At 63.3% G+C, this 11446-nt stretch carries 11 protein-coding genes; all 11 read left to right on the top strand.

The features are described 5' to 3' along the window. Positions 1–85: 85 nt before the first annotated feature. The 11 genes from ndk to AC05QJ_RS06330 all read left to right on the top strand — a co-directional run bounded on the left by ndk (position 86) and on the right by AC05QJ_RS06330 (position 11369). Positions 86–511 (top strand): nucleoside-diphosphate kinase, encoded by a 426-nt coding sequence (gene ndk / locus AC05QJ_RS06280; RefSeq protein WP_476746095.1) that lies wholly within the window; start codon positions 86–88, stop codon positions 509–511. 28 nt (positions 512–539) lie between these two features. Continuing rightward, positions 540–1682, top strand: a complete 1143-nt coding sequence (gene rlmN / locus AC05QJ_RS06285; RefSeq protein ID WP_476746096.1) for a dual-specificity RNA methyltransferase RlmN — start codon at positions 540–542, stop codon at positions 1680–1682. A 13-nt stretch (positions 1683–1695) separates the two neighbouring features. Further along, positions 1696–2457, top strand: a complete 762-nt coding sequence (pilW, locus tag AC05QJ_RS06290) for a type IV pilus biogenesis/stability protein PilW (protein WP_476746097.1) — start codon at positions 1696–1698, stop codon at positions 2455–2457. Further along, positions 2457–3437, top strand: a complete 981-nt coding sequence (locus tag AC05QJ_RS06295; protein ID WP_476746098.1) for a RodZ domain-containing protein — start codon at positions 2457–2459, stop codon at positions 3435–3437. Before pilW ends, AC05QJ_RS06295 begins: the two co-directional genes overlap by 1 nt. Positions 3438–3440: 3 nt before the next feature. After that, positions 3441–4550: a flavodoxin-dependent (E)-4-hydroxy-3-methylbut-2-enyl-diphosphate synthase gene (ispG, locus tag AC05QJ_RS06300; RefSeq protein ID WP_476746099.1), complete on the top strand. Its 1110-nt coding sequence runs from the start codon at positions 3441–3443 to the stop codon at positions 4548–4550. 28 nt (positions 4551–4578) lie between these two features. Further along, the gene (hisS, locus tag AC05QJ_RS06305) at positions 4579–5868 is read left to right on the top strand and encodes a histidine--tRNA ligase (protein WP_476746100.1); all 1290 of its coding nucleotides are present in this window, start codon (positions 4579–4581) and stop codon (positions 5866–5868) included. A gap of 39 nt (positions 5869–5907) precedes the next feature. Beyond that, positions 5908–6549 carry a YfgM family protein gene (locus tag AC05QJ_RS06310; protein WP_476746101.1) on the top strand — a complete coding sequence of 214 codons (642 nt, stop codon included), beginning with the start codon at positions 5908–5910 and terminating at the stop codon, positions 6547–6549. 1 nt (position 6550) lies between these two features. Further along, positions 6551–7693 (top strand): outer membrane protein assembly factor BamB, encoded by a 1143-nt coding sequence (gene bamB / locus AC05QJ_RS06315; RefSeq protein ID WP_476746102.1) that lies wholly within the window; start codon positions 6551–6553, stop codon positions 7691–7693. Positions 7694–7812: 119 nt separating this feature from the next. Beyond that, positions 7813–9279 (top strand): ribosome biogenesis GTPase Der, encoded by a 1467-nt coding sequence (der, locus tag AC05QJ_RS06320; protein WP_476746103.1) that lies wholly within the window; start codon positions 7813–7815, stop codon positions 9277–9279. A 162-nt stretch (positions 9280–9441) separates the two neighbouring features. Next, positions 9442–10590, top strand: coding sequence for a pyridoxal phosphate-dependent aminotransferase (locus AC05QJ_RS06325; RefSeq protein WP_476746104.1), 1149 nt, complete (start codon positions 9442–9444; stop codon positions 10588–10590). Further along, positions 10578–11369, top strand: coding sequence for an amidohydrolase (locus AC05QJ_RS06330; RefSeq protein ID WP_476746105.1), 792 nt, complete (start codon positions 10578–10580; stop codon positions 11367–11369). The genes AC05QJ_RS06325 and AC05QJ_RS06330 overlap by 13 nt, the downstream gene beginning before the upstream one ends. The last annotated feature ends 77 nt before the right edge of the window (positions 11370–11446 follow it).

Here is an 11446-nt window from a genome sequence, read left to right on the forward strand (position 1 = left end):
TCGGCAGGTTAGGCAATCCCCCGGAACCCGCGTATAATTCGCGGGTTTAATTTTTCGCATCACTTACTGTTTCTGGAGTTACACCATGGCTGTTCAACGTACTTTCTCCATCATCAAGCCTGACGCCGTTGCCAAGAACGTCATCGGCAAGATCACCACTCGCTTCGAGGAAGCCGGCCTGAAAATCGTCGCTTCGAAAATCAAGCAACTGTCCAAGGCCGAAGCCGAAGGCTTCTACGCCGAGCACAAAGAGCGCGGCTTCTTCGGTGACCTGGTTGCCTTCATGACTTCCGGTCCAGTGGTTGTCCAGGTTCTGGAAGGCGAGAACGCCATCGTTCGCAACCGCGAGCTGATGGGCGCTACCAACCCTAAAGAAGCTGCTCCAGGCACCATCCGTGCCGACTTCGCCGAGTCCATCGACGCCAACGCCGTCCACGGTTCGGACTCCGAAGCCGCTGCCGCTCGCGAAATCGCTTACTTCTTCGCAGCTACCGAGGTAACCACTCGCTAAGCCACGGCTTTCGAGTGAGGGTGAATCCATGACGACATCGACTGGCAAAACTAACCTGTTGGGGCTGACCCAGCCGGAAATGGAAAAGTTCTTCGACTCGATAGGGGAGAAGCGCTTCCGTGCCGGTCAGGTAATGAAATGGATTCACCACTTTGGCGTCGATGATTTCGACGCCATGACCAACGTCGGCAAGGCGCTGCGCGAGAAGCTCAAGGCCTGCGCGGAAATTCGCGGCCCGGAAGTGGTCAGCGAAGACATCTCCTCGGACGGTACCCGCAAGTGGGTCGTGCGAGTGGCCTCCGGCAGTTGCGTCGAAACCGTCTACATCCCCCAGGGCAAGCGCGGTACGTTGTGCGTATCGTCCCAGGCCGGTTGCGCCCTGGACTGCAGTTTCTGCTCCACCGGCAAGCAAGGATTCAACAGCAACCTCACCGCCGCCGAAGTGATCGGTCAGGTGTGGATTGCCAACAAGTCGTTCGGCTCCGTACCGGCCACCATCGACCGTGCCATCACCAACGTGGTGATGATGGGCATGGGCGAGCCGCTGCTGAACTTCGACAACGTGGTCGCCGCCATGCACCTGATGATGGACGACCTCGGCTATGGCATCTCCAAGCGCCGGGTGACCCTGTCCACCTCCGGCGTGGTACCGATGATCGATGAGCTGGCCAAGCACATCGACGTTTCCCTGGCCCTTTCGCTGCACGCGCCGAACGATGCGCTGCGCAACGAGCTGGTGCCGATCAACAAGAAGTACCCGCTCAAGGTCGTCCTCGATTCGTGCATGCGCTACATGTCCGAACTGGGCGAGAAGCGTGTACTGACCATCGAGTACACCCTGCTCAAGGACGTCAACGACAAGCTCGAACATGCCAAAGAGATGGCCGAGCTGTTGAAGAACGTACCGTGCAAGGTCAACCTGATCCCGTTCAACCCGTTCCCGCACTCCGGTTACGAGCGCCCGAGCAACAACTCGATCCGCCGTTTCCAGGACTACCTGCACAACGCCGGCTTCAACGTGACCGTGCGCACCACCCGTGGCGAAGACATCGACGCGGCGTGCGGGCAGTTGGTCGGCCAGGTCATGGACCGTACCCGTCGCAGTGAGCGCTACATCGCCGTGCGGCAATTGAACGCCGACGCCGACTCCAGCGGCGTGGCGGGCAACTGAGACGAGGACCGCCATGACCCTGCGCGCCGCGCTGCCGCTTGTATTGCTGACGACGCTGCTGTGCGGCTGCGTCAGTTCCGGCGGCTCGGGCACGCAGCTCAGTGGTCGGGAGCGCGACGAGGCCCGCCAGGCCTACGTTCAGCTGGGGCTGGGTTATCTGCAGCAGGGCCTGACCGAACGGGCCAAGGTTCCGCTGAAACAGGCGCTGGCACTGGGCGCCGGCGACGCCGAAGCCAATGCGGCCCTGGCGCTGGTGTTCCAGCAGGAAGACGAGCCGGCGCTGGCCGAGTCTCACTTTCTCAAGGCCCTGAAAGCTCGCCCCCACGACTCGCGCATCCGCAACAACTACGGCAGTTTTCTCTACGCCCAGGGGCAATATGCCCGGGCGCAGCAGATGTTTCGCCAAGCGTCGGCCGATACCCTGTATCCTGAGCGGTCCCGGGTGTTCGAGAACCTCGGGCTGACAGCCATCCGGCTGGGAGAACGCGACCAGGCGCGGGACTACCTGGAAAAGGCTTTACGTCTCAACCGTCAGCAGCCGCGCGCGTTGCTGGAAATGGCTGAGATGTCTTACGAAGACAGGCATTATGTGCCAGCTCGCGAGTTCTACGACCGGCACAGCCGCCTCAGTGAACCGAGCGCCCGCAGCCTGTTGCTGGGCAGTCGCCTGGCAACCGTCTTCGAAGAGCGGACCAAGGCCACCGAACTGGGCCTGCAATTACAACGACTTTATCCCGGTACGCCGGAATATCAGCAATACCTGTCGGAGCAATGATGAAAGCGGCGCATCCCGAAGCAGCACCAGCGACTCGCGAAAATCCCGGTGAAATCCTGCGTCAGGCCCGCGAGAGCCGTGACTTGTCCCAGGCCGAAGTGGCCCGCAAGCTCAACCTGACCGTGAGTTCCCTGAACAACCTCGAAGCCGGCGCCTTCGACAAGCTGCCAGGGCACACCTTTGCCCGCGGCTACATTCGCGCCTACGCCAAATTGCTGGACATGGACCAGGCTACCCTGGTGCAGTCCTTCGACCATTACACCGGCACTCATGCCCAGGGCAGCGACGTTCACGCCCTGGGGCGCATCGAGGAGCCGGTGCGCCTGTCCCACAACATCATGCGCATCGTCAGCCTGTTGCTGCTGGTCGTGGTGGTCGGTGGCGGCTTCATCTGGTGGAAAGACCAGAGCAGCCTGCCGGGCAAGGACCTGCTGGCCAACATGGCACTGGAGCACGTCGAGGTCGAAAGCGCCGACGGCACCACCCAGATTCATCAGATCGACGAGCCGGAAGACCAGGCCGTGAGTGCCGGCCAGCAGCCGGAAAGCGAACCGCTGGCGCTGGAGCAGGCTGCGGTAGCGCCTGTCGAGCCTGCGACACCGGCACCGGCCGAGGCCACCAGCGTTGCGCCGGCCACTGTACCCGCCCCGGTCGCTCCGCCTGTGGTGGCGCCGGCTGCGGTCGAGCCGGTGGTCTCCGCGCCAGCCCCGGCGCCGTCGGCCCCCGTCGAAGTGCCAGCCGGCAGCGGCAAGGTGAACCTGCAGTTCTCGGGCACCTGCTGGTTCTCGGTGACCGATGGCAACGGCAAGCAGGTGCAGGCCACCAAGCACAAAGGCGAAGCGTTCGAGCTGGTCGGCAAGTTGCCGCTCTCGCTGCATCTGGGCAATGCCCGTGCCGTACAGGTCAACTACAACGGTCAGGCCGTCGACCTCGCTTCCTCCACCCGTGGCGAGATCGCTCGCCTGAAGTTGGGACAATAAGTCATGCACGGCGAATCTCCGATCAAACGTCGCGAATCGCGGAAAATCTGGGTTGGCAATGTGCCGGTGGGCGGTGATGCACCGATCGCCGTACAGAGCATGACCAACACCGATACCAACGACGTTGCCGCCACCGTGGCGCAAATCAATCGTCTGGTCGATGCCGGTGTCGACATCGTCCGGGTTTCGGTACCGGACATGGACGCCGCCGAAGCCTTCGGTCGCATCAAGCAGCAGGTCAGCGTGCCGCTGGTCGCCGACATTCACTTCGACTACCGCATTGCCCTGCGTGTGGCGGAACTGGGTGTCGACTGCCTGCGCATCAACCCCGGCAACATCGGTCGCGAAGACCGCGTGCGTGCCGTGGTGGACGCGGCCCGTGACCGCGGCATTCCGATCCGCATCGGCGTCAACGCCGGTTCCCTGGAAAAAGACCTGCAGAAAAAATACGGCGAACCGACCCCGGCCGCGCTGGTGGAGTCGGCGTTGCGCCATGTCGAGCACCTCGACCGCCTGAACTTCCCGGACTTCAAGGTCAGTGTGAAGGCCTCCGACGTGTTCATGGCCGTCGAAGCCTACCGTCTGCTGGCCAAGCAGATCGTCCAGCCGCTGCACCTGGGCATCACCGAAGCCGGTGGCCTGCGTTCGGGCACGGTGAAATCGGCGGTCGGCCTCGGTATGCTGCTTGCCGACGGGATTGGCGATACTATTCGCATTTCGCTTGCGGCCGACCCGGTCGAGGAAGTGAAGGTCGGCTACGACATCCTCAAGTCGCTGCACCTGCGTTCCCGCGGCATCAACTTCATCGCCTGCCCGAGCTGCTCGCGGCAGAACTTCGATGTGGTCAAGACCATGAACGAGCTCGAAGGCCGTCTGGAAGACCTGCTGGTGCCAATGGACGTTGCGGTGATCGGGTGCGTGGTCAATGGCCCCGGTGAAGCCAAGGAAGCCCATGTCGGGCTGACCGGCGGCACGCCGAACCTGATCTACATCGATGGCAAGCCGGCGCAGAAGCTGACCAATGACAACCTGGTGGAAGAGCTGGAAAAGCTGATCCGCCAGAAAGCGGCCGAAAAGGTCGAGGCCGACGCGGCACTGATTGCCCGCGGTTGACCGCTACAGATTTCGTTAAGGATTTTCCGTGAGCAAATCGCTGCAAGCCATCCGTGGCATGAACGACATCCTGCCCGAGCAGACGCCGCTGTGGCGCTACTTCGAGAGCACCGTTGCAGGTCTGCTGGATACCTACGGTTATCGCCAGATCCGCATGCCGATCGTCGAGTTCACCGAGCTGTTCAAGCGCTCCATCGGTGAGGTGACCGACATCGTCGAAAAAGAGATGTACACCTTCACTGACCGCAACGGCGATTCCCTGACCCTGCGCCCCGAAGGCACTGCATCCTGCGTGCGGGCAGTGCTGGAGCACGGCATCAGTGGCAACGGCGAGGTGCAGAAGCTCTGGTACATCGGCCAGATGTTCCGTCACGAACGTCCGCAGAAAGGCCGCTACCGCCAGTTCAACCAGATCGGTATCGAAGTCTTCAACCTCGAAGGTCCGGACATCGACGCCGAGCTGATCGCCCTGACCTGGCGCCTGTGGGGCCTGCTGGGCCTGCGCGACGCGGTGAAGCTGGAACTCAACAGCCTGGGCACCAGCGAAGCCCGTGCCCGCTATCGCGACGCCCTGGTGGAGTTCCTCTCCGGCCGTCTCGATCAACTGGACGAAGACAGCCAGCGCCGCCTGAAGACCAACCCGCTGCGCATCCTCGACAGCAAGGACGCCACCACCCAGGCCGCCCTGGTGGGTGCACCGAAGCTGGAAGATTACCTGGACGAAGCGTCGCGCATTCACTTCGAGGGCCTGAAATCGCGCCTGGATGCCGCCGGCATTCCCTACGTGATCAACACCAAGCTGGTGCGTGGCCTCGACTACTACAGCAAGACCGTGTTCGAGTGGGTCACCGACAAGCTCGGTGCACAGGGCACTGTCTGCGCCGGCGGCCGTTATGACGGCCTGGTCGAGCAGATGGGCGGCAAGCCGACCCCGGGCGTCGGTTTCGCCATGGGTATCGAGCGTCTGATCCTGCTGCTGGAAACCCTGGAGCTGGTCCCTGAGTCCATTGCCCGTCAGGTGGATGTCTACCTCTGTGCCTTCGGCGAGCCGTCCGAGCTGGCAGCCCTGCAACTGAGCGAGCGTCTGCGCGACCGTCTGCCGAACCTGCGCCTGCAGGTCAATGCCGGTGGCGGCAGCTTCAAGAGCCAGTTCAAGAAGGCCGACAAGAGCGCGGCGCTGTTCGCCCTTATCCTCGGGGACGACGAACTGGCGCAACAAGTGGTAGGTTTCAAACCCCTGCGTGGTCAGGGCGAACAACAAAACATTGCCTGGGATGCTCTGGCAGAGCACCTGGAAGCTTCCCTCGCGCAGGCGTGAAGCGCCCATCAGCCGAATTGGTGAAAAGGAGTATTTGGGGTGTCGAGTACCGATGATGAACAACTGGCCGCATTCAAGGACTGGTGGGAGCGCAACGGCAAGCCACTGGTAACCGGCGGTCTGCTGGCACTGGTGGTGGTGTTCGGCTGGCAAGCCTGGCACAAGTACCAGAACAACCAGTCGCAAGGCGCCTCGAACCTCTATCAGGCCCTGGTGGAAACGACCCTGACGCCAAGCGGCGAGCCCGACAAGGCCAAGGTTGCCGAACTGTCCGGCAAGCTCAAGAGCGAGTTCGGCGGCTCGGCCTACGCCCAGTACGCCAGCCTGTTCGTGGCCAAGGTCGCGGTCGAGAGCGGCAAGCTCGATGACGCCGCTGCCGAGCTCAGGAGCGTCTACGACAAACCGGCCGATGCGACCCTGGGCGAGATCGCCCGTCAGCGTCTGGCCCGCGTCCTGGCTGCACAGAACAAGGCCGACGAAGCCCTGAAGCTGCTGGACGGCGATGCCGACAAGGCGTTCGTCGCGACCCGCGAAGAGCTCAAGGGCGACCTGCTGGTGCAACTGGGCCGCAACGCCGATGCACATGCCGCATACGAAAAGGCCAAGGCCGCGCTGTCGGACGACGACGCGGTAGGTGGCCTGCAACTCAAGCTCGACGACCTGGCCAAAGGGGATGCGTGACGTGATCGGTTGGAAACATGCAGCAGTGCTGAGCCTGGCCATCCTGGCCGTGGGTTGCAGCAGCAACAGCAAGAAGGAATTGCCTCCGGCCGAGCTGACCAAGTTCACCGAAGAAGTGGTGCTCAAGAAGCAGTGGAGCCGTTCGATCGGTGACGGTCAGGGCGACACCTGGAACATGCTGGTTCCGGTGATCGAGAACGACCGTATCTACGCTTCCGACGTGACCGGTGTGGTCATGTCGCTGGACCGTATGAACGGCGACGTGATCTGGAAGAAGGACCTGGAAAAACCGATCTCCGGCGCTGTCGGCGTGGGTTACGGCCTGGTCATGCTGGGTACCATCAAGGGTGAGGTGATCGCCCTGGATGCCAGCACCGGCGAGCAGAAGTGGACTGCCCGCGTGACCAGCGAAGTGCTGGCGCCGCCCGCCACCAATGGTGACGTGGTGGTGGTGCAGACCCAGGACGACCGCGTGATCGGTCTCGACGCAGCCACCGGCGACCGTCGCTGGATCTATGAAAGCACCCCTGCGGTCCTGACCCTGCGCGGCACTGGCGCGCCGATCGTGACCAACCGCCTGGCGGTCGCCGGCCTGTCCAGCGGCAAGGTCGTGGCGCTGGATACCAGCAACGGCGTGCCGGTGTGGGAACAGCGCGTGGCGATCCCGCAAGGTCGTTCGGAGCTGGACCGTGTGGTAGACATCGATGGCGGCTTGCTGCTGTCCGGCGGCACGCTGTACGTCGCCACCTACCAGGGCCGCGTCGCCGGCCTGGAACTGGAGTCCGGCCGTGTGCTGTGGCAGCGCGATGCCTCCAGCTACACCGGCGTGGCCCAGGGCTTCGGCAACGTCTACGTGAGCGAAGCGTCGGGCACCGTCGAGGGTATCGACGAGCGCTCGTCCTCGGCGCTGTGGAGCAACGACCAACTGGCGCGCCGTCAACTGTCGGCCCCCGAGGTGTTCTCCAGCTACGTGGCAGTCGGTGACCTTGAAGGTTACCTGCACTTGCTGAGCCAGGTGGACGGTCGCTTCGTCGGCCGCGAGCGCATCGACAGCGACGGCCTGCGCGCCCGTCCGCTGGTCGATGGCAACATGATCTACGTGTATGGCAACAGCGGTACCCTCGAGGCGCTGACCATCAAGTAAGTCTATGCTTGGGGCCTTCGGGTCCCGGGCCGCGACGTCGAGAGACGTTGCCCGACACATTCGGCCGCTGCCCCGCAGCGGCCTTTGTATTTTTTGAAATTAAGCAAATGGAGAGCCGCATGGTTCCCGTAATCGCCCTGGTGGGTCGGCCGAACGTCGGCAAATCCACCATGTTCAACCGCCTGACCAAGACCCGTGACGCCATTGTCGGCGACCTCTCGGGTCTGACCCGCGACCGCCAGTACGGCGAAGCCCGCTGGCAGGGTCGTACCTACATCCTCATCGATACCGGTGGTATCACCGGTGACGAGGCGGGCATGGACGAGAAGATGGCCGAGCAATCGCTCATGGCCATCGAAGAAGCCGACTATGTGCTGTTCCTGGTGGACGCCCGTGCCGGCCTGACCGCCGCCGACCAGATGATTGCCGAGCACCTGCGCAAGCGGAACAAGCAGTCGTTCCTAGTGGCGAACAAGGTCGACAACATCGACCCTGATACCGCTCGCGCCGAGTTCGCCCCGATGGGCATGGGCAACGCCATCCCGGTGGCCGGCTCCCAGGGCCGCGGTATCAACGCGATGATGGAAATCGTGCTGGGTGACGTACCCCGCGATGCCGAAGAAGAGTCGCTGGACGAAAACGTCGCCGAGGGCGAGGAAGCCACCCGTATCCCGGGGCCGAGCGAGAAGGATGGCATCAAGATCGCCATCATCGGTCGCCCGAACGTCGGCAAGTCGACCCTGGTCAACCGCATGCTCGGCGAAGAGCGCGTGGTGGTCTACGACGAGCCGGGCACCACCCGCGACAGTATCTACATCCCGTTCGAGCGCAACGATGAGAAGTACACCCTCATCGACACCGCCGGCGTGCGCAAGCGCGGCAAGATCCACGAGGAAGTCGAAAAGTTCTCGGTGGTGAAGACCCTGCAGGCGATCAAGGACGCCAACGTGGTGATCTTCGTCATGGATGCCCGCGAAGGCGTGGTTGACCATGACCTCAACCTGCTGGGCTTCGCCCTCGAAGCCGGTCGCGCCATCGTCATCGCCCTGAACAAGTGGGACGGCATGCAGCCGAGCGAGCGCGACTACGTGAAGACCGAGCTGGAGCGCCGGCTGTTCTTCGTCGACTTCGCCGATATCCACTTCATCTCCGCACTGCACGGCACTGGCGTCGGCAACCTGTACCAGTCGGTGCAGAACTCGTTCCGCTCGGCGGTCACCCGCTGGCCGACCAGCCGCCTGACCCAGATCCTCGAAGACGCCGTCAGCGAGCACCAGCCGCCGATGGTCAACGGTCGCCGGATCAAGCTGCGTTATGCCCACCTCGGTGGTGCGAACCCGCCGATCATCGTGATCCACGGCAACCAGGTGGAGAAGGTGCCGCGTTCCTACTCGCGCTACCTGGAAAACACCTACCGCCGCGTGCTCAAGCTGGTCGGTACGCCGATCCGCATCGAGTACAAGGGCAGCGACAACCCGTTCGAGGGCAACAAGAACACCCTCACCGACCGTCAGGTCAACAAGAAACGCCGGTTGATGTCGCACCACAAGAAAGCCGAGAAGAAGCGCAAGGACAAGCGCAAGTAAGCCGCTCGCGGCGCATGCCCAGGCATGCGCCGCGCCGCTTTTTGACCCGGGTCAGCGCCCTGCGCCGGGACTATGTTTCAACCTTTTTCCTGACCATCCAATCCGCTATGCTCGGGGACTGTCCGCGCCTCCCGGGGGCGGGTCCGCAGGAAAGAGGGCTCCATGATCAGCAGCAAGTTGCCGAATGTCGGCACGACCATCTTCACCACCATGTCCCAGCTCGCCGTGCAGACCGGCGCGTTGAACCTGTCCCAGGGTTTTCCTGACTTCAATGGCCCGCAGGCCCTGCTCGATGCGGTCGGGCGGCATGTCAGCGCCGGACACAACCAGTATTCGCCGATGACCGGCTTGCCGGCCCTGCGCCAGCAGGTGGCGGCCAAGATCGCCCGTCACTATGGCGTCAACGTCGATGCCGACCACGAAGTGACCATCGTTCCCGGGGCCACCGAGGGTATCTTCTGCGCGATCCATGCGGTGATTCGTGCCGGTGACGAAGTCATTGTCTTCGACCCCAGCTACGACAGCTACGAGCCCGCCGTGGAACTGGCCGGTGGCCGCTGCGTGCATGTGCAACTGGACTCCACGGACTTCACCATCGACTGGCAGCGGTTCGCCGACGCCCTCAGTCCGCGCACGCGGATGGTCATCATCAATTCGCCACACAACCCCAGCGGCGCGCTGATCAGCCGGGCCGACCTGGACCAGTTGGCGGCGCTGATCGCCGAGCGTGACATCTATCTGGTCAGCGACGAAGTGTACGAGCACCTTGTGTTCGACGGCGTGCGCCACGCCAGCGTGCTGGCCCACGAAGCGCTGTATCAGCGTGCGTTCGTCGTCAGCTCGTTCGGCAAGACCTACCACGTCACTGGCTGGAAGACCGGCTACGTGGTTGCGCCGCCGGCCCTGAGCGGCGAGCTGCGCAAGGTCCACCAGTACGTCAACTTCTGCGGTGTGACGCCGCTGCAGTGGGCGCTGGCCGACTTCATGGCCGAGCACCCTGAGCATGTGGACGAACTGCCGGCTTTCTACCAGGCCAAGCGTGACCTGTTCTGCGACCTGCTGGCGCCGTCGCGTTTCAGCTTGCGCCGGGCGGCGGGCACCTACTTCCAGCTGGTGGATTATTCGCAGATCCGTCCTGACCTGAATGATGTCGAAATGTCGATGTGGCTGACCCGCGAACACGGCGTGGCGACCATCCCGGTGTCGGTGTTCTACCAGCAGCCCATTCCCGAGCAGCGCCTGGTGCGCCTGTGTTTCGCCAAACGCGAGGAGACGCTGCGCGAGGCAGCGGAAAAACTATGCGCGATCTGAGCAGCCTGCCCAACCTCACCGTCGCCCTGATCCAGACCAGCCTGGTCTGGCAGGATCGGCAGGGCAACTACGAGCATTTCGAAACCCTGCTGGATCAGGCCAGAGGCGCCGACCTGGTGATTCTGCCGGAGATGTTCACCACCGGTTTCTCCATGGAGTCGGAGCGTCTGGCCGAACCGGAGAACGGCCCCACCTATAAATGGCTCAAGGCCCAGGCGGCACGCATTGGCGCAGTGGTGACCGGCAGCGTGATCATCCAGGCCGCCGATGGCAGCCACCGCAACCGCCTGCTGTGGGCACGGCCGGATGGCGAGATCCTGCATTACGACAAGCGCCATCTGTTCCGCATGGCCGGCGAGCACAAGCACTACACCCCCGGTGAGCGCCAGGTGCAGTTCGAGCTCAAAGGCTGGCGGGTGCGTCCGCTGATCTGCTACGACCTGCGCTTCCCGGTGTGGAGCCGCGACGCCCAGGACACCGACCTGCTGCTGTACACCGCCAACTGGCCCGCAGCGCGGCGTCAGCACTGGAACCGCTTGTTGCCGGCGCGGGGCATCGAGAACCTGTGTTATGTGGCGGCGGTGAACCGGGTGGGCACCGACGGCAAGGGCTTTGCCTATACCGGCGACAGCCAGGTTCTGGATTTCCAGGGCGAGAGCCTGCTGAGCGCCGGCGAGGCGGATGGCGTGTTTACCGCAGTGTTGAGCGCGGCGGACCTGGCGGCCTACCGGACACGGTTCCCGGCCAACCTGGATGCCGATACCTTCGAATTGCATTGAACACTTGAGGGCCTCATCGCCGGCAAGCCGGCTCCCACAAGTTTGCGTAGACCGCGAAACTTGTGGGAGCTGGCTTG

It is taken from the genome of Pseudomonas sp. TUM25319 (genome assembly GCF_056388475.1).

Excerpts from the sequence above, each read along its gene's own strand:
- ndk (WP_476746095.1), top strand. The coding sequence starts at position 86 with ATGGCTGTTCAACGTACTTTCTCCATCATCAAGCCTGACGCCGTTGCC.
- rlmN (WP_476746096.1), top strand. The coding sequence starts at position 540 with ATGACGACATCGACTGGCAAAACTAACCTGTTGGGGCTGACCCAGCCG.
- pilW (WP_476746097.1), top strand. The coding sequence starts at position 1,696 with ATGACCCTGCGCGCCGCGCTGCCGCTTGTATTGCTGACGACGCTGCTG.
- AC05QJ_RS06295 (WP_476746098.1), top strand. The coding sequence starts at position 2,457 with ATGAAAGCGGCGCATCCCGAAGCAGCACCAGCGACTCGCGAAAATCCC.
- ispG (WP_476746099.1), top strand. The coding sequence starts at position 3,441 with ATGCACGGCGAATCTCCGATCAAACGTCGCGAATCGCGGAAAATCTGG.
- der (WP_476746103.1), top strand. The coding sequence starts at position 7,813 with ATGGTTCCCGTAATCGCCCTGGTGGGTCGGCCGAACGTCGGCAAATCC.
- AC05QJ_RS06325 (WP_476746104.1), top strand. The coding sequence starts at position 9,442 with ATGATCAGCAGCAAGTTGCCGAATGTCGGCACGACCATCTTCACCACC.
- AC05QJ_RS06330 (WP_476746105.1), top strand. The coding sequence starts at position 10,578 with ATGCGCGATCTGAGCAGCCTGCCCAACCTCACCGTCGCCCTGATCCAG.